The organism is Lysinibacillus sp. NPDC097195 (assembly GCF_044762075.1).
GTDB lineage: Bacteria > Bacillota > Bacilli > Bacillales_A > Planococcaceae > Lysinibacillus.
Genome location: NZ_JBIWDP010000004.1, coordinates 1 through 24,555 on the forward strand (window position 1 = coordinate 1; position 24,555 = coordinate 24,555).

The window sequence follows — 24,555 nt, forward strand, 5'->3', positions numbered from 1 at the left end:
CCAGGATCAAACTCTCCATAAAAGAAATTTGATTAGCTCAAATTGTTTTGCTGGCATCAATTTTGATGTCCAAAATTTTTGTTTCGTTCGCTAACGTAAGTTAACTTAGAAACTATATTGATTACGTTTTGCTTGTTCAGTTTTCAAGGTTCATTTTGTTTCGTTTGTCGCGTCATCTCTTGGCGACTTATACATAATAACATCGATTAATCATGAAAGTCAACACAAAATCATAAGTTTTTTTAAGGAGTTTATTTTTTCGTTTAAAATTATAGAAATGGGGTTTTTATTATGGTTCGTAAAACGTTGATATCATTGGGTTTGTTAGTAATATTGTTCGTCTTTATCAAACCAATAAATTCTACAATGATTTCTGTATTCAATATTGCTAATGCACCAACTGTTGTAACAAAAGGCCATTATGGTACTTCTCTCATTGTCGAAATTTCTTTTTCTGATGATGCCTTATTAGATTGGCTAAAAAATGTAAAAGGTCCTTATCCTCTTCTTCTGTTAGACGCAGCATGGATTGAACGTTCACCTGAACATATTAAAGTCATACAAGAAAGAAAACTCCCTACTGGATTATTAGGTCCTGATGATTCCATAGAAGAACCAATTGATATTGCGTTAATACAAAAAGATGTGACGACTTATGAAAAATATTTAAAAACAACACCACTGTGGTTTGCTACACGGAATCATCAATACTCTCAAGAGCTACAAAAAAGTTTATTTCAAAAACAAGTAAACATTCTTTCTCCTTCACTTATATGGCAAGGAGAAAAAACACCAAAATTGCAAAAAGGTGATTTTTTATTTATTTCGTTGCATCAAGACAACAAAGTATCTTTTAAAGAATTAAATACTTTATTACAGCAGAATAAATTTATGTCTATAGAAGAAAATATATTTGGTTACTCTGTTCAATCTAAAAAAACCCCATAATAAAAGTAGCCTCATTATTTTGAGGCTACTCATTTTAGCGTTAATTATGCATTTTTTGTTTGATTCAATCGCGCTTTTCGACGTGCTTCTAATTTTTTACGATCTTCATCGGATTTTGCATTGTATTTAGGTAATACTAATAATTGATAGGCATTTACAGCTAGTAGTGGGAATAATAATAAAGCGACATATTCATTAATATTTTCATCACGCCCCATTAATGCAATGGTCCACTCCAATGTTGTAATGACAATCATAAAAAACATCGCAGATACTAACACATGTTTTTTCCCTGTCATTTTCACTTTTTGAACAGCTGTAGCAATTGAGCCGAAAATTAAAACAATTAACAGCCCTAAATAAAATAGCCAGCTTTGTCCATCTTTAATACCTGGTACAAAGCGGAAGAAGATAATATCAAAAATAGTAAAAGCAATTAATAATAGCTGTACCCAATTCCACAATGTTAGTGTTCTAAAGATGTTAACACCGACTTGATGCAGTGTTAAATAAGCGAAAAACCCCGCTTGCGCAATAACACTCATTGTAAATCCTAGAAATACCATCCATAAAAGCCCTGCGAAAAATTCGCCCCATTGACCATTTGCTACATATGGTTGAAAGAAGCTCCATCGAATAAATAAACTAAAAATTCCGTTGACTACGCCACCAACGAGCATTGCAAAGAAGAAAAACTTTGCCCAATTTCGTATCGTCACAACTCAAAGTCCCCCAATTTTTTCATATATCTGTAATCATTTTAACAATGCATTGTTAAAAAAGCTATTTCTCTTCGCAAGCTATACATAAAGTCCTCATAAATGTGAACAATAATTGAAAGAGTCTATCTATAGAAAGGACTGATGTTTCATGCGAAAATTGACTTTATTACTGCTCTTGACGCTTTTACTTGCCGCCTGCTCACAAGATAAAACCTCTAACATGTCTTATGATGAGATAAAAAAAATTATGATTGACTCTCTACAAACTGACGATGGTAAAAAAGCGTTACGCCAGCTTTTAGAAGAACCAAGTTTTCGTGAATTATTAATATTGGAACACGATGAAGTGAAAAAGGCGACAGAAGAGACTTTGCTTTCAAAGGAAGCGGAGGATTTTTGGAAAAAGACATTCGAAGATCCGAAATTTAAAGAAACTGTAGCCAAAAGTATGCAAAAGCAGCAACAGGATATTATGAAGGAGCTAATGAAAGACCCTACTTTCCAAAAGGATATGGAGTCATTCTTTGGTCAACCTGATATGCAAAAACAAATGGAGACGATTTTAAAATCGTCCAATCTTCGCAAGCAAATGGAGGAAGTCGTAAAGGAAACGATTGAAAGTCCCCTCATGCAGGCAAAATGGCAGGAGCTTATTCAAAAAAGCGGTGAAAGTGCCTCATCAGAAAGTGGTAGTAAAAAAGAGGCAAGTGGCGATAGTGGCAGCTCTAGTAAGGATGAAAAAAGCAAATAATGTCTTACAACAAAAAAGATTTCCTCAGCGACTTGAGGAAATCTTTTTGTTTATTTATTTAATTTATTAATGATTTTCGTTGCAATATTTAAATACGTTTGTCCTGTTGGGTGCTTTTCGGCATACACAGAAGGTGCAAATTCCTCATCTGTCCAATCTGGTTGACCTAATGGAATTTGTCCAAGCAGTTCGGTACGTAGCTCTTCCGTTAATTTTGCACCGCCACCTTGGCCAAATACAAATTCACGCTCACCTGATTTTGATTCAAACCATGCCATGTTCTCAATAACACCTAGAATTTCATGGTCCGTTTGTAAAGCCATTGCTCCTGCACGAGCTGCAACAAATGCTGCTGTTGGGTGAGGCGTTGTTACAACAATTTCTTTAGACGATGGTAACATTTGATGAATGTCTAAAGCGACATCGCCTGTACCTGGTGGTAAATCTAATAGAAGGTAATCTAGCTCGCCCCATTCCACATCACGAAAGAATTGATCTAATACCTTCCCTAACATTGGCCCACGCCAAACAATCGGTGCGTTATTTTCCACGAAGAATCCCATTGAGATTACTTTTACACCAAAACGGTCAACTGGGAAAATGCGATTATCTACTACCTTCGGCATATCAGTAACACCCATCATATCTGGCACACTGAATCCGTAAATGTCCGCATCTATAAGGCCTACTTTTTTCCCTAAACGCGCTAATGCTACCGCTAAGTTCACAGATACTGTAGATTTCCCTACGCCACCTTTACCAGAAGCAATTGAAATCACTTGCACTGTGCTTAGTGGTGATAAAATATCTTGTGCCTCTGCTTCTGTTGCTGTGCCACGGAAGCTTTGTAATTTTTCTGCTGATAATTCCTCAAAGCGGATACCTACTGTGTTAGCACCCGCTTCTTTTAATACATCTACAATTTTCATTTGAAGTTGCATTTGTTCAGGCGTATTCGTTTTAGCAATCGCAATTTTTACACTGACATGATTTTTTTCTTCTTTTATTGCCACGTTCGTAATGCCGTCAGTTTCTGCCAAGGATTTATGTAAAAATGGATCTTGTAGTTGTCCCAGTATTTCTCGTACTTGTTGTTCAGTTATCACGACGAACACTCCCCTTATTTTCTGTCAATGTTAGTATATCATAATGCTCTGATTTACATAGTAGCAGTTGCTCTATTCAATTTTATCAAGCATATAGTTTTCTATACCTTCAACTATCGCATTTGCCATTTTTTCTTGATATTTTTTATCCACTAATAGTGCACGTTCCTCATCATTGCTGATAAATCCAGTCTCCACTAATGCAGCAGGTACTTCTGCCTTTTTCAGCAAGTAGATTTGCTTGATCGACAAAGCCTCTCGATCCGTATTTTGTAAGTTTGTACGAATTGATTGCTGAATGCTCTTTGCTAGCAATTCACCATCAGCATGTCCGTCTTTATGATAAAACACCTGCGCTCCACGCCACTTTGTTTCAGGAATTGCATTAGCATGAATTGTAATGAACATATCTGGTTGTTCTTTTGCCACAATATCTTTTCGTAAAAAGATATCCTGCTTTTTTCGTTCTCTCATTGTGCCAAACTTTTCAGATGACGCGTGTTCTTCAATAACATCTCCATCTGTTGTACGTGTCATCACGACCGTTGCGCCTTTCTTCTTTAGTTGCTTCTCCACGTGCTGAGCAATTGCCAATGTAATATCCTTTTCAATTACTTCGCCCTTTGAAGCACCTCCATCCTGACCACCATGTCCCGCATCAATGACAATTTTAATGCCACCAAGTGGGTCAGGTAAGAAGAAGTTGCGGTCCGAAGCATTCGTTTCATATGCCACGACCACTATACTCATTAGCATAATTACTCCTAGTGCAAGCCAGCGCTTCACCCATATCCACCACCCTTTATATATAGTGTACGAAGTTAGTGATGGAACTATGCTAGAAAGTAAACAAAAAAACTCCCAAGCTTCTTGAGAGTTTGGAAAGTATTATTCTGTACATGATTAGGCTAATAAATGGAGGCATCAATAAAACAAAGAAAAAAAACAAAACTCTTTTTAGGAATATTCTAAAATTTTTAGGTAAGGGGAGGCATTACGAAATCCTAAACACTGAAGTACTTATTATAGATAGTCTATAGTGTAAAATATTAATATCACCCCAACTATACACATAATCCAGGACAGAGCAGTACTTTTACTGCTTGATATTTTATTCCGAAGTTTAACTAAAGTAGGGTTTATCATCTGTCCAAACAATTTATATCCTAGAAATATCAACAGAGCTGGTAACACCATAATAAAATTGTATGCTGCGATAATTGGAAGCCAATGATAGATAGGTATATCTATTGACGTTAATACGCCAATAGCAGCAAAATACGGTAAAGCTGTTCCTGCCTCAATGACAAATGTTGTAACACCAATAATAATCACCGACAAGACACTTTGAGTTTTAGGCTTCGGAATATTCCCCTTTTTATTTGCTGGGAGAAAAAAGCTAACAGTAAATAATATCATCCCTACACAAAAGATTAGCCAACTAACTATTTTGTTTTGGAAAATATTTGATAATGCTTCCGTAATAAAATGTATGCCTACCATCATGATGACCCCTAATAAAAAATATAGTAGTCCAACCGTACCTAGATATACTAATAATCTCAATGTTAAATTTCTATTGTCATTTAAAACGAGAAATAATGTAACACCAATAATGGTAGGGCTAAATGTGTCTATAAGAGCTAAGCCACCTAAATAAAGTAAAATATCTGTTCCCATCTTTCCCTCCATATTTCAAAAAACTATAATTGATTACCGAGATAATATAAATATGCCTTTTCCATAAAGTTAAGAGTTTCCTGATCAAGTGGATATAAATTATATTTTTGGGACTCCTCGGGCGACATTCTAATGTCCCAAAGTTTTTCTAAAAAAGCATCTTCGTCATGATAGTCTTCATCTTTTTTTACAGCCATTCTCTCAATAATGTTTTGTACCCGAGTACTTCTATAACCAAGTTGCATATATTTTTTTAATTGTCCTACTAAAGCAATCCACTCTAAGGAGTCTGGATCGCTACTACCCATTTTCGGAAGTTTTTCTAGTACTTCCGTGTTTTTAATATTGAATTTATCTCGATTAATATTTAGATTTTCTTTAGAATCCCTACTGTTATATAGATCAATGATTTTTTTAATCCTAAATTCTTCGCCATCAATCGCTATACCGTTTATTAACTCCCTTAGACTAATTTCTATCTCTGAAAGCCGTTCCTTTTCATTCATAACATAAGATAATTGTTTCATTAGACTATCTGACCAATCCCATTCTTCAGACTCCAACATAATTTTGATTTCACTTAATTGAAATCCTATAGTTTTTAAGAATTGGATTTGCTGAAGTTTCTTTAACTCAGTGTTTGAGTATAATCGATGACCTCCTTCCGTTTTAGATACAGGTTTTAAAAGCCCAATTTTGTCATAATATCTAAAAGTTCTAGCTGAAACACCGCTCAGTTTTTTAAATTCATTGATATGATACAAGCTAATACCCTACTTTCTCATTCATTTGTCTGCTTAAAAAACATGGTTTTTAATATGTAACCAATGCCTAAGCCAATTAGCATCCCTGGAAAAGCATTATTAAAAAGTAAACCGACTCCCGCTCCAATAATAACGCAAGCATAAATAATAATATCGTCCTTCTTCATAATTGGATTCCCCTTATAAATTAGTGTTAAAGTAAAAGCTTTAATAACAGTATAAAAGATGACGTAACGTCAATTTCAAGTACTTTAAACATTCTATTACATAAAATTTGAAACTGACCTTTCGTTTAACAAATAGCAGGCGTTCAACAGAGCAGAAGAAGACGTTTCAAAGGTGATTTTGATACATCTTGTAGGAACAGATGTTATGTAAATGCTAAGAAAAGCACCAGCAAAATGCTGATGCTTTAAATCTGTTAAGTTCTTTATTTAGTTTAAGCTGATTTAGATCAACTTGTACAAAAAAACCCTCCCCCACAAAAGTGGGAAAGGGTTTTGAAAACGTATATATAATCGGTTGATTAACGTTTTGAGAACTGAGGTGCACGACGAGCGCCGCGTAGACCTGGTTTTTTACGTTCTTTCATGCGTGAATCACGAGTAAGTAATCCAGCAGATTTAAGTGCAGCACGGAAATCTGGGTCTACTTGAAGTAGAGCACGAGCGATACCATGACGTACAGCTCCAGCTTGACCAGTGTATCCACCACCGTTAACGTTTACGTGGATATCATAGCTTCCTGTAGTTTCAGTAGCTACTAATGGTTGTTTAATTACTTCACGTAATGCAGCGAATGGTACGTACTCTTCGATTTCACGTTTGTTGATAACAATTTTACCTGTACCTGGTACTAAACGTACGCGAGCTACAGAGCTTTTACGGCGACCAGTGCCGATGTATTGAACTTGTGCCAAAGTAATATCCTCCTCTTAAATTATATTATCCGCGAAGCTCATAAGCTTCTGGTTTTTGTGCAGCATGTGGGTGCTCAGTTCCAGTGTAAACGTTAAGTTTACCGAACATTTTACGACCTAAAGAGTTTTTAGGAAGCATCCCTTTTACAGCTAATTCGATCATACGTGTTGGGTACTTTTCTAACATTTCACCAGCAGTACGAGTTTTTAAACCACCCGCAAATTGAGTATGGTGACGGTAAAGTTTACCCTCTAATTTGTTACCAGTTAAATGGATTTTGTCAGCGTTGATGATGATTACGTGATCACCTGTGTCAACGTTTGGTGTGAATGTTGGTTTATGTTTACCACGTAAGATTGCAGCTACTTCAGAAGCTAAACGTCCAAGAGTTTGGCCTTCTGCATCAACTACTAACCATTTACGGTCTACTTCGTGACCTTTAGCCATGAATGTTGTACGCATGTATATATCCTCCTAATCGATTCGATTACCGTTATTTTTCATTAGTCTACACTATAAGTTTCGGGGCTTATTTGTGGTGGTAATGAAAATACCATCTGTTATCATATAATGAATGGCTTTTAAAGTCAAGTAATTTCATTAAACACCTGGTGAAGTTGTACAGGGTAACGATTAGCCTTTTCATTGGCATTTTGCCCCTTATATTTTGTTCCATTTATGCGAATTCCCACACCTATAAAACATACAGTAGTTCTTTAAACAATTCGCCCTAATAGAACACTTTTTCAAGGTATAAACCTTGCGGTGGAGCTGTTTTGCCAGCTTGATCGCGATCCATCGATGCTACAACGGTCTCGACATTTTTTACTGCTCTACGCCCTATGCCGACTTCCCATAAAGTGCCGGCAATGATGCGCACCATATTGTATAAGAAGCCACTTCCTTCAATGACCATATGTAGCTCTTCACCATGCCATTCAAATTCGAGGGCGTTGACTGTTCGCACTTTATTTTGCACACTCGTATTGGCCGCACAGAAGCAGGAGAAGTCATGCGTTCCAATGATAGCTTTAGCCGCCTCCTGCATCGCATCTACGTCTGGTTTCACCCCATTGGTCTCTACTGTGTAATGTCTACGGAATGGGCTTTGTACAGGCTCACACGACCATATATAACGATAGCGTTTGCCTGTTACACTATAGCGCGCATGAAAATCAGCTGCTACTTCCTCAACGGACAGTACACGGATATCTCTCGGAAGCTGCACATTCAATGCTTTCATATACTTTTCGACCGGTATGGCAAGCGGCGTATCAAAATGTAGTGTTTGTCCAGTTGCATGTACTCTCGCATCCGTGCGACCACTTGCCGTTACTTTAATATTGTTACCTTTATGCATAATAGCAAGTACACGCTCTACTTCTGCTTGTACCGTACGCTCTCCTGGTTGCACTTGATAACCAGAAAATTGCGTTCCATCATAACTAATAATTGCTTTTAATCGTCGCATAAAGCTACTCCTTTAACTTCTATAGAAAAATAATAAAACTGCCATTGCTAGTAATAGCACAAGTGCTAGTGTATCTCCCATGTCCCATTTGAGCTTGCGATAGCGCGTACGTCCTTCGCCGCCTCGATAGCCTCGAACTTCCATCGCAGTCGCCAAGTCCTCTGCACGTTTAAAGGCACTGACGAAGAGTGGTACTAACAGTGGTACAACCGCTTTAATACGATCTTTAATTGGTCCTGATGATAAATCAGAGCCACGTGCCATTTGCGCCTTCATTATCTTATCTGTTTCATCCATTAGCGTTGGAATAAAACGCAATGAAATAGACATCATTAGCGCTAACTCATGTACAGGTACTTTTATTTTTTTCAATGGGTTGAGCAATACTTCAATCCCATCTGTAATGGAAATTGGTGATGTTGTCAAAGTTAAAATAGACGTCATAAACACGAGCACAAGGAAACGTGTAGCAATATAGATCCCTTGACGAACGCCGCCCTCATAGACGGAGATAAACTGCCAATGCCATAATAGGTCGCCTTCTTTCGTCATAAAAACATGAAGCAAGAAAGTAAATGCCATTAAAAACAGCACAGGCTTCAAGCCATTGATTAAAAAGTACAAGCGTATTCGTGACACTAAAACGATGAGCAATGTAAAAGCTAATAGTATGGCATAGGTTATCGTATTATTCGCTAAAAATACAATAATAATAAAGGCAAATACGAATATGAGTTTAGATCGTGGGTCAAGCCTATGGACAGGAGAATCTCCTGGCAGGAAGCGCCCGAAAATCATCTTCTCCATCATGACTCTGCACGCTCCTCTCTCAACAATCGAGCCACTTCCATCGCTAGCTCTTCCTCTGTTAAACATACTTTTGCCAAAGATGCATTCATCATCTTTTCAATTTTTTGTTGAAAGCGCACAATACGAGGAGGTTCTAAACGAAATTGCTTTAACACCTCTATATCCTTAAAAATATCACGTGGTGTACCACTCAATACATTTTTACCCTCATGCATGATGATAAGGTTGTCCGCATAACGAGCGGCATCTTCCATACTGTGTGTCACAAGAATCGTCGTTAAATTACGCTCCTGATGTAACGCATAAAACATATCCATAATTTCCTTTTGACCACGAGGATCTAGCCCAGCTGTTGGTTCATCTAGAACAATGACCTCGGGCTCCATTGCCAACACACCAGCAATTGCTACTCGCCGCATTTGTCCACCTGATAAATCAAACGGTGACTTATCAAGCACGCTGTCAGGCAAGCCCACTAAACGAACAAGCTCTCTTGCACGCGCCTCTGCCTCTTTCTCTGGGACACCGAAATTCATTGGCCCGAACATAATATCCTTTAATACCGTTTCTTCAAACAGCTGATGCTCTGGAAATTGAAAAACAATGCCAACACGTTGGCGAATCGCTTTTAAATCTTTCGCCTTTTTGCCAGCTTCCACAGTCCGATCGCCAATTTGCACCTTGCCTGTTGTAGGCTTTAACAGCGCATTAAAATGCTGAAGGATTGTCGACTTACCGGAACCTGTATGACCAATAATCGCTTGGTACGTATGTGATGGAATGTCAAAGTTGACATCGAATAAGGCACGTTTTTCAAAAGGCGTGCCTTGGGCGTAGGCATAGCTTACTTGTTGAAGTTTGATGTCCATAAATCATTCACCAACTCTTCTTCTGTCATATGTTGTCCCATTAACGGAACACCTTCCTTTTGCAATAGCTTAGATAACTTCATGGCAAATGGTAGATCAAGTCCTAGCTCCGTTAGCTTGTCCCCTAGTGAAAAAATTTCAGCAGGTGATCCTTCCGCAAACTTCTTACCATCGTTCATAAAAAGCACCCGATCGGCCAACATTGCTTCTTCTAAATCATGGGTAATCGATAGAACCGTTAGCCCTGTTTCGGCGCGTAATGTTTGTACTGTTTGTAATACTTCGATACGACCTTGTGGATCTAACATCGATGTGGCTTCATCTAAAATAAGTAATTTCGGCTTTAATGCTAGTGCTCCTGCAATCGCGACACGTTGCTTCTGTCCGCCCGATAAATGATGTGGCTCATGGTCCAAAAAATTCCCCATCTTTACTTGATCCAGTGCCGCATGTACACGTTTCACCATCTCTTCAAAGGGAATGCCATTGTTCTCAAGCGCAAAAGCTACATCATCTTGTACGGTAGCACCGACAAACTGATTGTCTGGATTTTGAAACACCATCCCCATTTGTGAGCGACATTGCCAAAGATTATCTTCATTTAATACTTCACGTAGTATACGAACGTCCCCTTGCTGTGGGAATAATAAACCATTCATTAGTTTGGCAATCGTTGATTTACCCGATCCATTATGGCCTACGATAGCAATCCACTCGCCTTCTTGCACGGCAAAGCTTACATTTTCAACTGCATTTCGTAGCTCAGGGTGATCAGGTGTATATGAAAACGTCACATTATTTAACGATAAAATTTCAGGCATTTCTAGAACTCCTCTCTACATGCTCAGCTATACTAACTAACTTACACTTTTTTATGTATGAATTCTACTACAATCAATATGTCGGTATAAGAAAAATGCTTCCACACTAATTCCTATATATTAAAAAAAGCACCATCAATTGGCGCTGTTAATAATAAAAAAGCGCGCACCTCATTCGATAGAAATGCGCTAGTCGTTACATTTACAAGAAACACGGGTGCTCAAGCCCTTGCCTCTTTTGAATGAGGTGCGGAGAGCTAAACGAGACGCCACACAACAGTGTCCGCTCATCATAACGCTCAGCTTAATTATTTGTCGTATAAATCGTTTTATAAAAAAGAGGGTGGTGGTTCCACCCTCTTCACCACTTGTGTTCTCTTATGATTAAACTAGTTCAATCACAACAACAGGTGCACCGTCACCACGACGAGGACCTACTTTAAGAATACGAGTGTAACCACCTTGACGTTCTGCGTAACGTGGTGCAACATCATCAAATAGCTTTTGTAGCGCAAATGAAGTTGTTTCGTTACCTTCTTCGTCAGTAGTTGTTACTAGTTCACGACGGATGAATGCAGCAGCTTGACGGCGTGCATGTAAATCTCCGCGTTTACCTAAAGTAATCATTTTTTCAACAGCTTTACGTACTTCTTTAGCGCGAGCCTCAGTAGTTTCGATACGCTCGTTGATGATTAAATCAGTAGCTAAGTCACGTAACATCGCTTTACGTTGAGAACTTGTACGACCAAGTTTTCTGTAACCCATGGATGTTTCCCTCCTTTATAAAAAATATCTGATCTTATAAGTTTTGTTTAAATCGCTTAGTCTTCTTTGCGTAATCCTAAACCAAGCTCTTCTAACTTCGCTTTTACTTCTTCTAATGACTTACGTCCAAGGTTACGAACTTTCATCATGTCGTCTTCTGACTTATTCGCAAGTTCTAGTACTGTATTAATACCAGCGCGTTTTAAGCAGTTGTAAGAACGTACAGAAAGTTCAAGTTGTTCGTTAGTCATGTCTAAAACTTTTTCTTTTTGATCTTCTTCTTTTTCGACCATGATTTCAGCAGTTTGTGCCTCATCCGTCATGCCAACAAAGATGTTTAGATGCTCGGTTAAAATTTTTGCTCCGAGCGAAATCGCCTCTTTCGGACCGATGCTACCATCTGTCCACACATCAAGAGAAAGTTTATCGTAGTCAGAAGACTGACCTACACGAGTATTTTCCACTTGGAAATTGACGCGTGATACTGGAGTGTAAATAGAGTCGATCGGGATCACGCCGATAGGAAGATCCTCACGTTTGTTTTGATCAGCAGGAGTGTAACCACGGCCGCGTTGAGCGTACATACGCATACGTAAATGACCGTTTTTAGCGATTGTTGCAATATATAGATCTGGGTTTAAAATTTCTACGTCACTGTCATGTGTAATGTCAGCAGCCGTAACTGTTCCATCGCCCTTTACATCAATCTCAATAACTTTTTCTTCGTCAGAGTAGATTTTAAGAGCAAGCTTTTTCACGTTCAAAATAATTGAAGCTACATCTTCTACAACGCCTTCTACAGTTGAGAACTCGTGAAGTACACCATCAATTTGGATTGAAGTGACTGCAGCTCCTGGTAATGAAGACAGAAGGATACGACGTAAAGAATTACCCAAAGTGTTTCCATATCCGCGTTCAAGCGGTTCTACAACAAACTTTCCATATTTGGAATCTTCGCTGATCTCCACCGTTTCAATCTTTGGTTTTTCAATTTCGATCATTTCATTTACCCTCCTTCAAAACATCGAATGTATAGGTTCTTTCCATCATAGATTCGATCGTCAGTGACGTATCGTTTATTATCTGCACAAGACAGTCTGTACAAAAAATGATGTTCTCATACAATATGAGACGCACCCATTACACGCGACGACGTTTTGGCGGACGGCAACCATTGTGAGGAACTGGAGTAACGTCTTTAATAGCAGTTACTTCTAAACCAGCAGCTTGAAGTGCACGAATTGCAGCTTCACGACCAGCACCAGGACCTTTAACAGTTACTTCCAACGTTTTCAGACCATGTTCAAGGGATGTTTTAGCAGCAGTTTCTGCAGCCATTTGTGCAGCGAAAGGTGTAGATTTACGTGAACCACGGAAACCAAGAGCACCAGCACTTGACCAAGATACAGCGTTACCTTGCATATCTGTAATCGTTACAATTGTATTGTTAAATGTAGAACGGATGTGTGCAATACCAGATTCGATATTCTTTTTCACACGACGTTTACGAGTTTGTTGTTTACGAGCCATGTTAAGAAGGAACCTCCTTTACGTATTATTTTTTCTTGTTCGCAACTGTTTTACGAGGACCTTTACGCGTACGCGCATTGTTCTTCGTATTTTGACCACGAACAGGTAAACCACGACGGTGACGGATACCACGGAATGAACCGATTTCCATCAGACGTTTAATGTTTAATGAAGTTTCGCGACGTAAGTCACCTTCAAGTTTGTAAGAATCTAATTGTTCACGGATTTGGTTTAACTGATCTTCAGTTAAGTCGCGTACGCGTGTATCTTCTGAAATACCTGCGTCTGCTAATACTTTCTGAGCAGTAGTTTTACCAATACCGTAAATGTAAGTTAATGAAATTACCACGCGTTTGTCGCGAGGAATGTCAACACCAGCAATACGTGCCATGTACGTTGTGCACCTCCTTTAGAATCAACCTTGTTTTTGTTTGTGTTTAGGATTTTCACAGATTACCATTACTTTACCGCGTCGGCGAATTACTTTACATTTTTCGCAGATCGGTTTCACAGATGGTCTCACTTTCATCTAACCTAACCTCCTTAGTAGTCCGGAGCGCAAAAGATTATTTAAAACGGTATGTGATACGACCGCGAGTTAAATCATAAGGAGATAACTCGATAGTAACCTTATCTCCAGGTAGAATGCGGATAAAGTGCATACGAATCTTACCAGATACGTGTGCTAAAATCACATGTCCATTTTCTAATTCTACCTTAAACATCGCGTTTGGCAAAGTCTCAACAACTGTCCCTTCGACTTCAATTACATCATCTTTCGCCATCTACTCTGTCTCTCCTCTCTATATGCAAATTAAAGTTCTCATCGTTACATCAAACGGATATCTGCTGCAACTATAGAAGCAACCTCGTTTCAACATATGTTTGGATTGTATGAGAGATGTTTGAAAGACGCTCGTCTGGTTTCGCTTCACACAATCCACGGAATATACAGGACCAGTATGGGCACTGAATCTCCCATGTTTACACGAATACCGGAATGTCTTTGATGAGATATTCATACCCGTTACACAGATGCTTCCACGAAACCCATTATACTCTCTCAAAAGTCATGTTGCACTTTTTAAAAGAAATATATACCGGGCACAATATGCTTTTGCAACTCTCAAAAAAATTATGTTTCGGTGTTGCTCCCGCATGCCTCCCGCGGAAGCAGTATTCTGCGCCCGGAGCCGGGTATCAGCTGCGGCTGCCCTGTAAAAGAGCATCAAGATCAGCAAACACTTTATTAATATCTTGCTGTCCATCTATATTTGTTAACACACCTTTTGCTTCATAGAAATTCAGCAATGGTTGTGCTTGATTCATATTTACTTCCAGACGGTTTGCAACCGTTTCAGGATTATCATCCGCACGTGTGTAAAGTTCGCCACCATCTTTATCACATTTCCCTTCCACAGCAGGTGGATTGAAAATTAAATGATAAGATGTGCCACAAGTTTTACAAATACGACGACCTGATAAACGAGCAATTAGCTCATCCTTTTCAACTTGAATGTTTAACGTATGCTCAATAGCTTTACCAAGATCAGCTAAAATGCTATCTAAAGCTTCAGCTTGTGGAACAGTACGTGGGAATCCATCTAATAAGAAGCCCTTTTCACAATCAGGTTTAGCAAGTCGCTCACGAACAATACCAATCGTTACTTCGTCCGGTACAAGAGCACCTTGATCCATAAACGATTTAGCCTGTAAGCCTAGTTCTGTACCATCTTTAATAGCGGCACGGAACATATCGCCTGTAGAAATATGAGGAATTGCGTACTTCTCAACAATTTTATCTGCCTGTGTACCTTTACCAGCACCTGGCAGACCCATTAAAACGATATTCATCGGAAATAGTCCTCCCACAAAAGGTTTGTTGATTTAAAGGAAACGAAGAACGTTCCCTAAAAATCAACATTATTTCATAAAGCCTTTGTAGTGACGTTTAACAAGTTGTGATTCTAGCTGTTTCATCGTTTCTAGCGCTACGCCGACTACGATAATTATACTAGTACCACCGATTTGCACTGAAGCAGGTAGATTCATAAGATTGATGAATATAATCGGCATTACAGCAATTACAGTTAAGAAAATCGCGCCAACAAAAGTTAGACGATATAACACGCTTGTTAAATACGTTTGAGTGTTTTCACCCGGGCGAATACCTGGAATGTAAGCACCTTGTTTTTTCAAGTTGTCTGCCACATTTTCTGGATTCACTTGTACGAATGCATAGAAATATGTGAACGCGACGATCAATGCAACGTAAATCAACATCCCAACTGGCTTTTGATAATCAAAAGTGTTTTCAATGAATGCTGTTACATCGTTTTGACCAAAGAACGCAGCTAACGTACGAGGTGTAACAAGGAACGCTACTGAGAAGATTACCGGAATAACCCCTGCAGCATTTACTTTTAACGGTAAGTGCGTTTGTTGACCACCAGTTTGTTGGTTACGTCCAGTAACTCGTTTTGCATATTGAATTGGAATTTTACGAAGTGCTTGTTGCACGTAAATAACCCCAACGACAATTGCAAGTAAAATCAAAGCAAGTAATGCAAGGATGATAATGTTAATAAACAGTTTATCACCAGCACCCTCAATTTGTTGTGCGTAAATTTGGTTTATTCCTGTAGGTAATGCTGCAACGATACCTCCGAAGATAACAACAGAAATACCATTACCAACACCGTGTGCAGTAATTTGCTCAGCAAGCCATACAAGGAAAGCTGTACCCGCTGTCAATACAATTGAAATTGTAACGTAAGTTAGAATTCCCTCTTCTTTAATCAACGACCCACCATACATTTTGTTGAAGCCAAATGACATGGCGAATGATTGGATAAAGGCAAGGATAATTGTAAAGTAACGTGTGAATTGTGCAAGTTTACGTCTTCCGACTTCACCTTGCTTTGCCCACTCAGCAAACTTCGGTACTACGTCCATTTGCAATAATTGAACAATAATTGAGGCTGTGATGTATGGCATAATTCCCATCGCGAAGATAGAGAAGTTTTTCAAAGCACCACCGCCAAAAGTATTGAGGAAACCAACGAGGTTAAACTCATCAGTTGCCTTTAATACATTTGCGTCAACGTTCGGTACTGGTATGAATGTACCAATACGGAATACGATTAACATTAAAAGAGTGAAAATGATTTTATTTCTTATATCTCGAACACGCATAAAGTTAGAGATCGTCTGAAACATTAAATCACCTCAGTAGTTCCGCCGGCATTCTCGATTGCTTCTTTAGCTGAAGCTGAGAATTTATGAGCTTTTACAGTAAGCTTTTTGTTAAGTGTTCCGTTTCCAAGAACTTTAATTCCAGCTTTCTCATTGCTCACTAGACCAGTTTCAAGTAATAATGCAGTTGTTACTTCTGCACCGTCTTCGAAACGGTTTAATGTGTCAAGGTTAACGATAGCGTATTCTTTACGGTTAATGTTCGTAAAGCCACGTTTAGGTAAACGACGGAATAACGGGTTTTGACCGCCCTCAAAGCCTGGGCGTACACCGCCACCAGAACGAGCGTTTTGACCTTTATGACCTTTACCTGCTGTTTTACCGTTACCAGAACCGATACCACGACCAACGCGGTTGCGTTGTTTACGAGAACCTTCTGCTGGTTTTAACTCATGCAGTTTCATAGTGGGTGGCACCTCCTTGTTCATTAATTGAAAATTAATTTTCTTTTACAGTAACTAAGTGAGCTACTACATCAATCATACCGCGAGTAGCTGCATTATCAGCTTTCTCAACAGTTTGATTTAATTTACGTAAGCCTAGAGCTTCAATAGTTTTACGTTGTGCCGGTTTAGAACCGATCACAGATTTTGTAAGGGTGATTTCTAATTTGTTAGCCATTATTATTCCCCCCTTATCCTAATATTTCTTCCACTGATTTGCCACGTAATTTTGCAACGTCCTCTACGCGTTTTAATTCAGTTAAACCTTGAACAGTAGCACGCACCATGTTAATTGGTGTGTTAGATCCAAGTGATTTTGAAAGAATATCAGTAATACCAGCAAGTTCTAGTACGGCACGTACTGGACCACCAGCGATAACCCCTGTACCAGGAGCAGCAGGTTTAATTAAGATTTCTCCTGCACCGAAGCGACCAAGCACTAAGTGTGGAGTTGTTCCACCAACACGTGGCACTTCGATTAAGTTTTTCTTCGCATCTTCAACAGCTTTACGGATAGCATCTGGCACCTCTTGAGCTTTACCAGTACCGAAACCGACATGTCCGTTTCTATCGCCAACAACAACTAATGCTGTGAAGCGGAAGCGACGTCCACCTTTAACAACTTTAGCAACACGGTTAATAGTAACTACGCGTTCTTCAAGTTCTCCAAGTTTGTTTGCGTCAATTCGACTCATGAAATGTGTCCCTCCTTCTTATTAAAATTCTAAACCGTTCTCACGTGCAGCTTCAGCTAAAGCTTTAACACGTCCATGATATAAGTAACCACCACGGTCAAATACAATAGCAGTAATGTTTTTTTCCGCAGCGCGTTTCGCGATTGTTTCACCGATTTTTGATGCAGCTTCTACGTTGTTACCAGCACCTTCAAAACCATTTTCTTGAGAAGATGCGCTAACAAGTGTTACGCCTGCTACGTCATCGATAAGTTGAGCGTAGATGTTCTTGTTAGAACGGAATACGTTTAAGCGTGGACGCTCAGCAGTACCCGAAATTTTAGAACGAACTCGCGCATGACGTTTTTTACGAACTTGATTTTTATCATTTTTCGTAATCACAAGGGTCACTCCTTTCTAATGCTTAAGCAGCATTATTTACCTGTTTTACCTTCTTTACGACGAACGTATTCGCCTTCGTAACGGATACCTTTACCTTTGTACGGCTCTGGTGGACGAACGTCACGGATATTAGATGCAAGAGCGCCAACGCGTTCTTTGCTGATACCTTTAACGATGATTTTTGTGTTAGAAGGAACTTCTACCTCAAGACCATCTTCTGGTGTGAACTCAACTGGGTGAGAGTAACCTACGTTAAGTACAAGCTTTTTACCTTGTAATTGCGCACGGTAACCGACACCGATAAGTTCTAATGATTTTTCGAAACCTGCAGAAACACCAGTAATCATGTTCGCTAAAAGCGCACGAGTTGTACCGTGGTTTGTGCGGTGTTCTTTTGAATCAGAAGGACGAGATACAGTGATCACGTTACCCTCTTGCTCAATTTTCATATCTTGGTGGAAAGAACGAACAAGTTCGCCTTTAGGACCTTTAACAGTAACATTGTTGTCAGCTGCGACAGTAACTGTTACGTTAGCTGGAACCTCGATAATTTTTTTACCTACACGAGACATTTAGTTGCACCTCCATTCATTTATTGCTAATTACCAAACGTATGCTAGAACTTCGCCGCCAACTTGTTTAGCGCGAGCTTCTTTATCTGTTAATAAACCTTGTGAAGTTGACACTAAAGCGATACCAAGACCGTTCAGTACTTTAGGAACTTCATTTGTTTTAGCATATACACGTAGACCAGGTTTAGAAATACGTTTTAGGCCAGTGATAACACGTTCGTTATCTTTACCGTATTTTAAGAAGATACGGATGATACCTTGTTTGTTGTCTTCCACGTATTCTACGTCACGTACGAAACCTTCACGCTTTAAAATTTCAGCGATTTCTTTTTTCACGTTGGAAGCTGGTACTTCTAACTTCTCGTGACGAACCATGTTCGCATTACGAATGCGAGTTAGCATATCTGCAATCGGATCAGTCATTGTCATTACATTTACCTCCTTCCCAAATTAGGGGATTACCAGCTGGCTTTTTTCACGCCAGGAATTTGTCCCTTATATGCAAGTTCTCGGAAACAAATACGGCAAAGTTTGAATTTGCGATATACTGAGTGTGGACGACCACAGCGTTCACAACGTGTATATTCTTGCACTTTAAACTTTTGCTTACGTTGTTGTTTAACGATCATAGATTTTTTAGCCACGTTTTCGCCCTCCTTAATTAAATTACTTTTGGAACGGCATACCGAATTGTGTCAATAACTCGCGAGCTTCTTCGTCAGAGTTCGCTGTCGTTACGATCACGATGTCCATACCGCGTACTTTTGAAACTTTATCGTAATCGATTTCTGGGAAAATTAATTGCTCTTTAACACCTAGAGTGTAGTTACCGCGACCATCGAATGCTTTTTTAGAAACACCACGGAAGTCACGTACACGAGGTAGTGCGATTGCGATTAATTTATCCAAGAATTCATACATACGCTCACCGCGTAATGTAACTTTAGCACCGATAGGCATACCTTCACGTAGACGGAAACCTGCGATCGATTTTTTCGCTTTAGTTACTACTGGTTTTTGACCAGTGATAATTGTCAATTCTTCAACTGCTGCATCTAAAGATTTAGAGTTTTGAACTGCATCGCCAACACCCATGTTGATAACGATTTTATCAACTTTAGGAAGTTGCATAACTGATTTATATCCAAATTTGCTCATAAGAGCTGGTGAAACTTCATTTAAATATTTTTCTTTTAGGCGGCTCATGTGTGTACCTCCCTTCTTTTATTTACTAGTTAGTCGATTACTGCACCTGATTTTTTTGCAACACGAACTTTTTTACCGTTTTCGATTTTATAACCTACACGAGTCGGCTCGCCAGATTTAGGATCGATTAGCATTACGTTCGAAACGTGAATTGCAGCCTCTTGGCTTACAATCCCACCTTGTGGATTCAATTGGTTAGGTTTAACGTGTTTTTTCACGATATTAACACCTTCAACAAGAACGCGGTCTTGTTTAGGGAAAGCAGCTAGGATTACTCCTTCTTTGCCTTTGTCCTTACCAGTGATAACCTTAACCTTGTCACCTTTTTTTACATGCATGCTGTCGCACCTCCTTGATTGGCACTGTCATGAAATTAAAGAACTTCTGGAGCTAGAGAAACGATTTTCATGAAGTTGCTGTCACGTAATTCACGTGCAACAGGTCCGAAAATACGAGTTCCGCGTGGTGATTTATCATCACGAATAATAACACAAGCATTTTCATCAAATTTGATGTAAGTTCCGTCTTTACGACGTACGCCTGATTTAGTACGAACGATAACAGCTTTAACAACGTCACCCTTCTTGACAACGCCACCTGGTGTTGCTTTCTTAACTGTACAAACAACGATATCACCGATGTTAGCAGTTTTACGGCCAGAGCCACCAAGCACTTTAATTGTAAGAACTTCACGTGCACCTGAGTTGTCAGCAACTTTCATACGACTTTCTTGTTGGATCACTTAGGTTACCTCCCTTCGGAAATTGGTTGTTCCGAATTAGTTATTAAATAATAACCGCTTTTTCTACAACTTCAACTAGACGGAAACGTTTAGTAGCTGATAGCGGGCGAGTTTCCATGATACGTACGATATCACCGATTTTCGCTTCGTTTTGCTCATCATGAGCTTTAAACTTTTTAGAGTACTTTACACGTTTACCGTAAAGCTTGTGCTTTTTGTGAGTTTCAACTAAAACAGAAATTGTTTTGTCCATTTTATCTGAAACGACGCGGCCCGTGTAAACTTTGCGTTGATTACGCTCAGTCATACTTGAAAACCTCCTTTATCAGTTATTTGCACTGATTTCTCTTTCACGAATAACAGTTTTCATACGCGCGATTGCTTTACGCACTTCACGAATACGAGCTGTGTTTTCTAATTGACCAGTCGCCAATTGGAAGCGAAGGTTGAAAAGCTCTTCTTTCAGTGATTTCACTTTTAATTCAATTTCAGAAGTGGCAAGGTCACGGATTTCATTAGCTTTCATTAGATTCACCACCAGTTTCTTGACGTTTTACGATCTTACATTTCACAGGAAGCTTATGTGATGCTAAACGAAGTGCTTCACGTGCGATCTCTTCAGATACACCAGCGATTTCGAACATAACTTTTCCTGGTTTAACAACTGCTACCCAACCTTCAGGAGAACCTTTACCAGAACCCATGCGGACTTCTAGAGGTTTTTTCGTGTAAGGTTTGTGCGGGAAGATTTTAATCCAAACTTTACCGCCACGTTTCATGTAACGAGTCATCGCGATACGTGCAGATTCGATTTGACGGTTAGTAATCCAGCTAGCTGTTTGAGCTTGTAAGCCCCATTCGCCGAAAGATACTTCTTTACCGCCTTTCGCTTCGCCACGCATGTTTCCGCGGTGTTCACGACGGTATTTTACGCGTTTAGGCAATAACATATTATTTGCCTCCTTCCACAGATTTCTTCGTAGGAAGAACTTCACCACGGTAGATCCATACTTTAACGCCTAATTTACCGTAAGTAGTGTCAGCTTCTGCGTGTGCATAGTCGATGTCAGCACGTAGAGTATGAAGTGGAACAGTTCCTTCACTATAGTGTTCAGCACGCGCGATATCAGCGCCACCTAAACGACCAGATACTTGTGTTTTAATTCCTTTTGCACCAGCGCGCATTGTGCGTTGGATCGATTGCTTTTGCGCACGACGGAAAGAAACACGGTTTTCTAATTGACGAGCGATATTTTCAGCTACTAGACGAGCGTCAAGATCAGCACGTTTAATTTCGATAATGTTGATGTGTACACGTTTACCAGTTAATTCGCCAAGGTATTTACGAAGATTTTCAACTTCAGTACCACCTTTACCGATTACCATCCCTGGTTTAGCAGTGTGAATTGTAATGTTTACACGGTTTGCAGCACGTTCGATTTCAACTTTAGAAACAGAAGCGTCTTTAAGAGCCGTTTCAATATATTTACGCACTTTGATGTCTTCGTGAAGTAGAGTTGCATAGTCTTTTTCAGCGTACCATTTTGACTCCCAGTCACGAATAATACCAACGCGCAGTCCTATTGGATGTACTTTTTGACCCACGGATTAACCCTCCTTCTTCTCAGATACCACTAAAGTGATGTGGCTTGTGCGTTTGTTAATTGCGCTTGCACGTCCTTGTGCACGTGGACGGAAACGTTTTAATGTTGGACCTTCATCAACGAATACTTCAGAAACTACTAAAGAGTTGATGTCAAGATCGTAGTTGTGCTCAGCATTAGCAACTGCAGATTTTAATACTTTCTCAACGACTGGAGACGCCGCTTTTGGAGTATGACGTAAAATTGCAACTGCCTCACCTACTTGCTTACCTCGGATTAAGTCTACAACTAGACGAACTTTACGAGGAGCGATACGTACTGTGCGAGCGATAGCTTTAGCTTGTGTCATTAGGATTTACCTCCTCTCAAAATTAGCGTCTTGTTTTCTTGTCGTCTGCACCGTGACCTTTATAAGTACGTGTCGGCGCGAATTCACCAAGTTTGTGGCCTACCATATCTTCTGTTACGTATACAGGAACATGTTTACGTCCATCATATACAGCAATTGTTAGTCCGATGAAGTTCGGGAAGATTGTAGAACGGCGAGACCAAGTTTTAATAACTTGTTTCTTCTCAGAAGCCTCTTGCGCTTCCACTTTTTTCATTAAGTGGTCATCGACAAAAGGTCCTTTTTTCAAACTGCGACCCATGTAGGAACCTCCCTCCGTGATTCCACCACGGCTCTCCCATAGAACCGTAGTTTAACCACTTTATTTTTTACGACTACGGATGATGAATTTATCCGATTTGTTTTTCTTGTTACGAGTTTTGTAACCAAGAGCTGGTTTACCCCAAGGAGTCATTGGTGATTTACGTCCGATTGGAGAACGTCCTTCACCACCACCGTGTGGGTGATCGTTAGGGTTCATTACAGAACCACGAACAGTTGGGCGTTTACCTAACCAACGGCTACGACCTGCTTTACCGATGTGTACTAGTTCGTGTTGTTCGTTACCAACTTGACCGATTGTTGCGCGGCAAGTAGCAAGAACTAAACGTACTTCACCAGATTGTAGACGAACGATTACGTATTTGTCTTCACGACCAAGTACTTGCGCAGAAGTACCAGCAGAACGTACTAATTGTCCACCTTTACCAGGTTTTAACTCGATGTTATGGATTGTTGTACCCATTGGAATGTTTGCTAATGGTAATGTGTTACCTACTTTAATATCAGCATCTGGACCAGAAACGATTGTTTGACCAACCTCTAGACCTTTTGGTGCTAAGATGTAAGCTTTTGCTCCATCAGCGTAGTTGATTAATGCGATATTCGCAGAACGGTTTGGATCATATTCAATAGTAGCAACTTTCGCTGGAATGCCATCTTTAATACGTTTGAAATCGATGACACGGTATTGCTTCTTATGACCACCACCATGATGACGAACAGTGATTTTACCTTGGTTGTTACGACCAGCTTTGCGTTTAGTTGGTTCAAGCAATGATTTCTCAGGCTTGTTAGTTGTAATTTCCGCAAAGTCTAAAGACGTCATATTACGACGACCATTAGAGGTAGGTTTATACTTTTTAATCGCCATTGTGTTTCCCTCCTTCTTGATTGTTCAAATCATAAATCCCTAAAGGATTACATTTCGAATAATTCGATGTCTTTGCTGTCCGCAGTTAGTTTAACAATCGCTTTACGACGTTTGTTAGTGTAACCACCGTAACGGCCAACGCGTTTGAATTTACCTTTGTAGTTAAGAACGTTTACTTTCTCAACGTTTACGCCAAAGATTTCTTCTACAGCGTCTTTTACTTGAGTTTTGTTAGCGCGAGTGTCTACTTCGAAAGTATACTTTTTCTCTGCCATAAGTTCTGAAGAACGCTCAGTAATGACCGGACGTTTTAAAATATCACGTGCTTCCATTATCCAAGCACCTCCTCAACTTTTTCTACTGCAGACTTAGTGAATACAACTTTGTCGTGACCTAATAGATCAAGAACGTTGATTCCGTTTGCAGTTAAAACTGTTACACCAGGGATGTTACGAGCAGATAATGCTACGTTTTCATCTAGGTCAGCAGTTACGAATAAAGATTTTTTCTCTAAAGAAAGATCTTTAAGAATTTTTGTGAATTCTTTTGTTTTTGGTGCTGTTAGTGTAAGAGCATCAAGAACTAAGAAGTTTTGTTCTACAACTTTAGCTGATAAAGCTGATTTAAGAGCTAAACGACGAACTTTTTTAGGTAATTTATAAGAATAGCTGCGTGGAGTTGGACCAAATACCACACCACCGCCGCGCCATTGTGGAGAACGGATAGAACCTTGTCGAGCACGACCAGTTCCTTTTTGACGCCATGGTTTACGACCACCACCAGCAACTTCAGAACGGTTTTTAACCTTATGATTACCTTGACGTAGAGAAGCGCGTTGTGCAACTACTGCGTCGAATAATACTGCTTCATTTGGCTCGATTCCGAAGATCGCTTCGTTTAACTCGATTTCACCAACTGAAGCACCTGTTTGACTAAGTACAGATACTTTTGTCATTCCT

The 24,555-nt window shown here is 39.5% G+C and carries 41 protein-coding genes and 1 pseudogene; 2 read left to right on the top strand and 40 right to left on the bottom strand.

What is annotated here, in order from left to right; genetic code table 11:
- Positions 1 to 291 precede the first annotated feature (291 nt).
- Positions 292 to 948, top strand: a complete 657-nt coding sequence (locus tag ACIQXI_RS17025; RefSeq protein ID WP_402927267.1) for a hypothetical protein — start codon at positions 292 to 294, stop codon at positions 946 to 948.
- Between the two features lie 44 nt (positions 949 to 992).
- Here ACIQXI_RS17025 and ACIQXI_RS17030 read toward each other — a convergent pair whose 3' ends face one another.
- On the bottom strand, positions 993 to 1,667 hold the full coding sequence (locus tag ACIQXI_RS17030; RefSeq protein WP_402927269.1) for a KinB-signaling pathway activation protein: 675 nt from the start codon (positions 1,665 to 1,667) through the stop codon (positions 993 to 995).
- A gap of 151 nt (positions 1,668 to 1,818) precedes the next feature.
- Here ACIQXI_RS17030 and gerD point away from each other — a divergent pair, with 151 nt between their 5' ends.
- A complete protein-coding gene (gene gerD / locus ACIQXI_RS17035) occupies positions 1,819 to 2,421 on the top strand; it encodes a spore germination lipoprotein GerD (protein WP_402927271.1) in 603 nt (200 codons plus the stop codon).
- Positions 2,422 to 2,471: 50 nt separating this feature from the next.
- On the opposite strand, the gene ACIQXI_RS17040 is transcribed toward gerD, so the two are convergent.
- The 39 genes and pseudogenes from ACIQXI_RS17040 to rplD form a co-directional block, all read right to left on the bottom strand.
- Entirely contained in the window at positions 2,472 to 3,527 is a 1,056-nt protein-coding gene (locus ACIQXI_RS17040) for a P-loop NTPase (RefSeq protein ID WP_402927273.1), read from the bottom strand.
- A 72-nt stretch (positions 3,528 to 3,599) separates the two neighbouring features.
- Complete coding sequence (locus ACIQXI_RS17045; protein WP_402927274.1) at positions 3,600 to 4,313, bottom strand: N-acetylmuramoyl-L-alanine amidase; 714 nt, start codon at positions 4,311 to 4,313, stop codon at positions 3,600 to 3,602.
- Between the two features lie 237 nt (positions 4,314 to 4,550).
- Positions 4,551 to 5,207 carry a GAP family protein gene (locus ACIQXI_RS17050; protein ID WP_402927276.1) on the bottom strand — a complete coding sequence of 219 codons (657 nt, stop codon included), beginning with the start codon at positions 5,205 to 5,207 and terminating at the stop codon, positions 4,551 to 4,553.
- 23 nt (positions 5,208 to 5,230) lie between these two features.
- On the bottom strand, positions 5,231 to 5,971 hold the full coding sequence (locus ACIQXI_RS17055) for a MerR family transcriptional regulator (protein WP_402927278.1): 741 nt from the start codon (positions 5,969 to 5,971) through the stop codon (positions 5,231 to 5,233).
- A gap of 17 nt (positions 5,972 to 5,988) precedes the next feature.
- Entirely contained in the window at positions 5,989 to 6,138 is a 150-nt protein-coding gene (locus ACIQXI_RS17060) for a hypothetical protein (RefSeq protein ID WP_402927280.1), read from the bottom strand.
- A 359-nt stretch (positions 6,139 to 6,497) separates the two neighbouring features.
- A complete protein-coding gene (gene rpsI / locus ACIQXI_RS17065) occupies positions 6,498 to 6,890 on the bottom strand; it encodes a 30S ribosomal protein S9 (protein ID WP_004233744.1) in 393 nt (130 codons plus the stop codon).
- A 25-nt stretch (positions 6,891 to 6,915) separates the two neighbouring features.
- A complete protein-coding gene (gene rplM, locus ACIQXI_RS17070) occupies positions 6,916 to 7,353 on the bottom strand; it encodes a 50S ribosomal protein L13 (RefSeq protein ID WP_024364352.1) in 438 nt (145 codons plus the stop codon).
- A 268-nt stretch (positions 7,354 to 7,621) separates the two neighbouring features.
- The gene (gene truA / locus ACIQXI_RS17075) at positions 7,622 to 8,362 is read right to left on the bottom strand and encodes a tRNA pseudouridine(38-40) synthase TruA (RefSeq protein WP_402927281.1); all 741 of its coding nucleotides are present in this window, start codon (positions 8,360 to 8,362) and stop codon (positions 7,622 to 7,624) included.
- Positions 8,363 to 8,374: 12 nt separating this feature from the next.
- Positions 8,375 to 9,172: an energy-coupling factor transporter transmembrane component T family protein gene (locus ACIQXI_RS17080; protein ID WP_402927283.1), complete on the bottom strand. Its 798-nt coding sequence runs from the start codon at positions 9,170 to 9,172 to the stop codon at positions 8,375 to 8,377.
- Entirely contained in the window at positions 9,169 to 10,041 is an 873-nt protein-coding gene (locus ACIQXI_RS17085; RefSeq protein ID WP_402927284.1) for an energy-coupling factor ABC transporter ATP-binding protein, read from the bottom strand. The genes ACIQXI_RS17080 and ACIQXI_RS17085 overlap by 4 nt, the downstream gene beginning before the upstream one ends.
- A complete protein-coding gene (locus ACIQXI_RS17090; protein ID WP_402927285.1) occupies positions 10,017 to 10,862 on the bottom strand; it encodes an energy-coupling factor ABC transporter ATP-binding protein in 846 nt (281 codons plus the stop codon). The genes ACIQXI_RS17085 and ACIQXI_RS17090 overlap by 25 nt, the downstream gene beginning before the upstream one ends.
- A gap of 384 nt (positions 10,863 to 11,246) precedes the next feature.
- Complete coding sequence (rplQ, locus tag ACIQXI_RS17095; RefSeq protein ID WP_010860588.1) at positions 11,247 to 11,627, bottom strand: 50S ribosomal protein L17; 381 nt, start codon at positions 11,625 to 11,627, stop codon at positions 11,247 to 11,249.
- 56 nt (positions 11,628 to 11,683) lie between these two features.
- Positions 11,684 to 12,628, bottom strand: a complete 945-nt coding sequence (locus ACIQXI_RS17100) for a DNA-directed RNA polymerase subunit alpha (protein WP_402927286.1) — start codon at positions 12,626 to 12,628, stop codon at positions 11,684 to 11,686.
- A gap of 139 nt (positions 12,629 to 12,767) precedes the next feature.
- Positions 12,768 to 13,157, bottom strand: a complete 390-nt coding sequence (gene rpsK, locus ACIQXI_RS17105; RefSeq protein WP_004233731.1) for a 30S ribosomal protein S11 — start codon at positions 13,155 to 13,157, stop codon at positions 12,768 to 12,770.
- Between the two features lie 25 nt (positions 13,158 to 13,182).
- On the bottom strand, positions 13,183 to 13,548 hold the full coding sequence (gene rpsM, locus ACIQXI_RS17110; protein WP_402927287.1) for a 30S ribosomal protein S13: 366 nt from the start codon (positions 13,546 to 13,548) through the stop codon (positions 13,183 to 13,185).
- 24 nt (positions 13,549 to 13,572) lie between these two features.
- The gene (gene rpmJ / locus ACIQXI_RS17115) at positions 13,573 to 13,686 is read right to left on the bottom strand and encodes a 50S ribosomal protein L36 (RefSeq protein ID WP_000868344.1); all 114 of its coding nucleotides are present in this window, start codon (positions 13,684 to 13,686) and stop codon (positions 13,573 to 13,575) included.
- Positions 13,687 to 13,723: 37 nt separating this feature from the next.
- On the bottom strand, positions 13,724 to 13,942 hold the full coding sequence (gene infA, locus ACIQXI_RS17120; protein WP_004233690.1) for a translation initiation factor IF-1: 219 nt from the start codon (positions 13,940 to 13,942) through the stop codon (positions 13,724 to 13,726).
- An 88-nt stretch (positions 13,943 to 14,030) separates the two neighbouring features.
- Positions 14,031 to 14,108: pseudogene (locus ACIQXI_RS17125) on the bottom strand (type I methionyl aminopeptidase); the annotation flags it as partial.
- Positions 14,109 to 14,357: 249 nt separating this feature from the next.
- Complete coding sequence (locus ACIQXI_RS17130) at positions 14,358 to 15,011, bottom strand: adenylate kinase (protein ID WP_402927289.1); 654 nt, start codon at positions 15,009 to 15,011, stop codon at positions 14,358 to 14,360.
- Between the two features lie 69 nt (positions 15,012 to 15,080).
- Positions 15,081 to 16,376, bottom strand: a complete 1,296-nt coding sequence (gene secY, locus ACIQXI_RS17135; protein WP_402927290.1) for a preprotein translocase subunit SecY — start codon at positions 16,374 to 16,376, stop codon at positions 15,081 to 15,083.
- Positions 16,376 to 16,816, bottom strand: coding sequence for a 50S ribosomal protein L15 (rplO, locus tag ACIQXI_RS17140; RefSeq protein ID WP_054771430.1), 441 nt, complete (start codon positions 16,814 to 16,816; stop codon positions 16,376 to 16,378). Before rplO ends, secY begins: the two co-directional genes overlap by 1 nt.
- A gap of 34 nt (positions 16,817 to 16,850) precedes the next feature.
- Entirely contained in the window at positions 16,851 to 17,033 is a 183-nt protein-coding gene (gene rpmD / locus ACIQXI_RS17145; protein ID WP_049662869.1) for a 50S ribosomal protein L30, read from the bottom strand.
- 13 nt (positions 17,034 to 17,046) lie between these two features.
- Positions 17,047 to 17,550 carry a 30S ribosomal protein S5 gene (gene rpsE, locus ACIQXI_RS17150; protein WP_024364362.1) on the bottom strand — a complete coding sequence of 168 codons (504 nt, stop codon included), beginning with the start codon at positions 17,548 to 17,550 and terminating at the stop codon, positions 17,047 to 17,049.
- 21 nt (positions 17,551 to 17,571) lie between these two features.
- Positions 17,572 to 17,931: a 50S ribosomal protein L18 gene (gene rplR / locus ACIQXI_RS17155; protein ID WP_402927292.1), complete on the bottom strand. Its 360-nt coding sequence runs from the start codon at positions 17,929 to 17,931 to the stop codon at positions 17,572 to 17,574.
- Between the two features lie 32 nt (positions 17,932 to 17,963).
- Positions 17,964 to 18,503: a 50S ribosomal protein L6 gene (gene rplF / locus ACIQXI_RS17160; RefSeq protein WP_402927294.1), complete on the bottom strand. Its 540-nt coding sequence runs from the start codon at positions 18,501 to 18,503 to the stop codon at positions 17,964 to 17,966.
- Between the two features lie 30 nt (positions 18,504 to 18,533).
- Positions 18,534 to 18,932: a 30S ribosomal protein S8 gene (gene rpsH / locus ACIQXI_RS17165; RefSeq protein WP_008181717.1), complete on the bottom strand. Its 399-nt coding sequence runs from the start codon at positions 18,930 to 18,932 to the stop codon at positions 18,534 to 18,536.
- A 29-nt stretch (positions 18,933 to 18,961) separates the two neighbouring features.
- Positions 18,962 to 19,147 (bottom strand): type Z 30S ribosomal protein S14, encoded by a 186-nt coding sequence (locus tag ACIQXI_RS17170; RefSeq protein ID WP_004233656.1) that lies wholly within the window; start codon positions 19,145 to 19,147, stop codon positions 18,962 to 18,964.
- 22 nt (positions 19,148 to 19,169) lie between these two features.
- Positions 19,170 to 19,709, bottom strand: a complete 540-nt coding sequence (gene rplE, locus ACIQXI_RS17175; protein WP_402927296.1) for a 50S ribosomal protein L5 — start codon at positions 19,707 to 19,709, stop codon at positions 19,170 to 19,172.
- 29 nt (positions 19,710 to 19,738) lie between these two features.
- Positions 19,739 to 20,047 (bottom strand): 50S ribosomal protein L24, encoded by a 309-nt coding sequence (gene rplX / locus ACIQXI_RS17180; protein WP_004233652.1) that lies wholly within the window; start codon positions 20,045 to 20,047, stop codon positions 19,739 to 19,741.
- 35 nt (positions 20,048 to 20,082) lie between these two features.
- Positions 20,083 to 20,451, bottom strand: coding sequence for a 50S ribosomal protein L14 (gene rplN, locus ACIQXI_RS17185; RefSeq protein WP_004233650.1), 369 nt, complete (start codon positions 20,449 to 20,451; stop codon positions 20,083 to 20,085).
- Positions 20,452 to 20,494: 43 nt separating this feature from the next.
- A complete protein-coding gene (gene rpsQ / locus ACIQXI_RS17190) occupies positions 20,495 to 20,758 on the bottom strand; it encodes a 30S ribosomal protein S17 (protein WP_402927298.1) in 264 nt (87 codons plus the stop codon).
- 18 nt (positions 20,759 to 20,776) lie between these two features.
- Complete coding sequence (gene rpmC, locus ACIQXI_RS17195; RefSeq protein WP_004233646.1) at positions 20,777 to 20,977, bottom strand: 50S ribosomal protein L29; 201 nt, start codon at positions 20,975 to 20,977, stop codon at positions 20,777 to 20,779.
- Positions 20,967 to 21,401 (bottom strand): 50S ribosomal protein L16, encoded by a 435-nt coding sequence (gene rplP, locus ACIQXI_RS17200; protein WP_010860599.1) that lies wholly within the window; start codon positions 21,399 to 21,401, stop codon positions 20,967 to 20,969. Before rplP ends, rpmC begins: the two co-directional genes overlap by 11 nt.
- Before the next feature lies 1 nt (position 21,402).
- Positions 21,403 to 22,056: a 30S ribosomal protein S3 gene (gene rpsC / locus ACIQXI_RS17205; protein WP_024364367.1), complete on the bottom strand. Its 654-nt coding sequence runs from the start codon at positions 22,054 to 22,056 to the stop codon at positions 21,403 to 21,405.
- Positions 22,057 to 22,059: 3 nt separating this feature from the next.
- Entirely contained in the window at positions 22,060 to 22,404 is a 345-nt protein-coding gene (gene rplV / locus ACIQXI_RS17210) for a 50S ribosomal protein L22 (protein ID WP_004233639.1), read from the bottom strand.
- A 22-nt stretch (positions 22,405 to 22,426) separates the two neighbouring features.
- On the bottom strand, positions 22,427 to 22,705 hold the full coding sequence (rpsS, locus tag ACIQXI_RS17215) for a 30S ribosomal protein S19 (protein ID WP_004233637.1): 279 nt from the start codon (positions 22,703 to 22,705) through the stop codon (positions 22,427 to 22,429).
- A 60-nt stretch (positions 22,706 to 22,765) separates the two neighbouring features.
- Entirely contained in the window at positions 22,766 to 23,596 is an 831-nt protein-coding gene (gene rplB, locus ACIQXI_RS17220) for a 50S ribosomal protein L2 (protein WP_173479256.1), read from the bottom strand.
- Between the two features lie 47 nt (positions 23,597 to 23,643).
- Complete coding sequence (rplW, locus tag ACIQXI_RS17225; RefSeq protein ID WP_036205532.1) at positions 23,644 to 23,928, bottom strand: 50S ribosomal protein L23; 285 nt, start codon at positions 23,926 to 23,928, stop codon at positions 23,644 to 23,646.
- The gene (gene rplD / locus ACIQXI_RS17230) at positions 23,928 to 24,551 is read right to left on the bottom strand and encodes a 50S ribosomal protein L4 (RefSeq protein ID WP_402927299.1); all 624 of its coding nucleotides are present in this window, start codon (positions 24,549 to 24,551) and stop codon (positions 23,928 to 23,930) included. The genes rplW and rplD overlap by 1 nt, the downstream gene beginning before the upstream one ends.
- Between the last annotated feature and the right edge of the window lie 4 nt (positions 24,552 to 24,555).

Bases quoted from the DNA above. Each gene is read 5' to 3' on its own strand.
- rpsM (WP_402927287.1), bottom strand. From the start codon at position 13,548: ATGGCACGTATTGCTGGTGTTGACATTCCTCGCGACAAACGCGTGGTA.
- ACIQXI_RS17060 (WP_402927280.1), bottom strand. From the start codon at position 6,138: ATGAAGAAGGACGATATTATTATTTATGCTTGCGTTATTATTGGAGCG.
- rpmC (WP_004233646.1), bottom strand. From the start codon at position 20,977: ATGAAAGCTAATGAAATCCGTGACCTTGCCACTTCTGAAATTGAATTA.
- ACIQXI_RS17090 (WP_402927285.1), bottom strand. From the start codon at position 10,862: ATGCCTGAAATTTTATCGTTAAATAATGTGACGTTTTCATATACACCT.
- rplX (WP_004233652.1), bottom strand. From the start codon at position 20,047: ATGCATGTAAAAAAAGGTGACAAGGTTAAGGTTATCACTGGTAAGGAC.
- rplB (WP_173479256.1), bottom strand. From the start codon at position 23,596: ATGGCGATTAAAAAGTATAAACCTACCTCTAATGGTCGTCGTAATATG.
- gerD (WP_402927271.1), top strand. From the start codon at position 1,819: ATGCGAAAATTGACTTTATTACTGCTCTTGACGCTTTTACTTGCCGCC.
- rpmJ (WP_000868344.1), bottom strand. From the start codon at position 13,686: ATGAAAGTGAGACCATCTGTGAAACCGATCTGCGAAAAATGTAAAGTA.
- rplM (WP_024364352.1), bottom strand. From the start codon at position 7,353: ATGCGTACAACATTCATGGCTAAAGGTCACGAAGTAGACCGTAAATGG.
- ACIQXI_RS17025 (WP_402927267.1), top strand. From the start codon at position 292: ATGGTTCGTAAAACGTTGATATCATTGGGTTTGTTAGTAATATTGTTC.
- rplV (WP_004233639.1), bottom strand. From the start codon at position 22,404: ATGACACAAGCTAAAGCTATCGCTCGCACAGTACGTATCGCTCCTCGT.
- rpsS (WP_004233637.1), bottom strand. From the start codon at position 22,705: ATGGGTCGCAGTTTGAAAAAAGGACCTTTTGTCGATGACCACTTAATG.
- rplO (WP_054771430.1), bottom strand. From the start codon at position 16,816: ATGAAACTGCATGAGTTAAAACCAGCAGAAGGTTCTCGTAAACAACGC.
- rplF (WP_402927294.1), bottom strand. From the start codon at position 18,503: ATGTCTCGTGTAGGTAAAAAAATTATCGAGGTTCCAGCTAACGTAACA.
- rplD (WP_402927299.1), bottom strand. From the start codon at position 24,551: ATGACAAAAGTATCTGTACTTAGTCAAACAGGTGCTTCAGTTGGTGAA.
- ACIQXI_RS17050 (WP_402927276.1), bottom strand. From the start codon at position 5,207: ATGGGAACAGATATTTTACTTTATTTAGGTGGCTTAGCTCTTATAGAC.
- ACIQXI_RS17085 (WP_402927284.1), bottom strand. From the start codon at position 10,041: ATGGACATCAAACTTCAACAAGTAAGCTATGCCTACGCCCAAGGCACG.
- ACIQXI_RS17080 (WP_402927283.1), bottom strand. From the start codon at position 9,172: ATGATGGAGAAGATGATTTTCGGGCGCTTCCTGCCAGGAGATTCTCCT.
- rplE (WP_402927296.1), bottom strand. From the start codon at position 19,709: ATGAGCCGCCTAAAAGAAAAATATTTAAATGAAGTTTCACCAGCTCTT.
- rplP (WP_010860599.1), bottom strand. From the start codon at position 21,401: ATGTTATTGCCTAAACGCGTAAAATACCGTCGTGAACACCGCGGAAAC.
- infA (WP_004233690.1), bottom strand. From the start codon at position 13,942: ATGGCGAAAGATGATGTAATTGAAGTCGAAGGGACAGTTGTTGAGACT.
- rpsE (WP_024364362.1), bottom strand. From the start codon at position 17,550: ATGAGTCGAATTGACGCAAACAAACTTGGAGAACTTGAAGAACGCGTA.
- rpmD (WP_049662869.1), bottom strand. From the start codon at position 17,033: ATGGCTAACAAATTAGAAATCACCCTTACAAAATCTGTGATCGGTTCT.
- ACIQXI_RS17130 (WP_402927289.1), bottom strand. From the start codon at position 15,011: ATGAATATCGTTTTAATGGGTCTGCCAGGTGCTGGTAAAGGTACACAG.
- truA (WP_402927281.1), bottom strand. From the start codon at position 8,362: ATGCGACGATTAAAAGCAATTATTAGTTATGATGGAACGCAATTTTCT.
- rpsQ (WP_402927298.1), bottom strand. From the start codon at position 20,758: ATGACTGAGCGTAATCAACGCAAAGTTTACACGGGCCGCGTCGTTTCA.
- rplW (WP_036205532.1), bottom strand. From the start codon at position 23,928: ATGGAAGCACGTGATATTTTAAAACGTCCGGTCATTACTGAGCGTTCT.
- ACIQXI_RS17100 (WP_402927286.1), bottom strand. From the start codon at position 12,628: ATGATCGAAATTGAAAAACCAAAGATTGAAACGGTGGAGATCAGCGAA.
- rplQ (WP_010860588.1), bottom strand. From the start codon at position 11,627: ATGGGTTACAGAAAACTTGGTCGTACAAGTTCTCAACGTAAAGCGATG.
- rpsH (WP_008181717.1), bottom strand. From the start codon at position 18,932: ATGACAATGACTGATCCGATTGCAGATATGCTAACTCGCATTCGTAAT.
- rpsK (WP_004233731.1), bottom strand. From the start codon at position 13,157: ATGGCTCGTAAACAACAAACTCGTAAACGTCGTGTGAAAAAGAATATC.
- secY (WP_402927290.1), bottom strand. From the start codon at position 16,376: ATGTTTCAGACGATCTCTAACTTTATGCGTGTTCGAGATATAAGAAAT.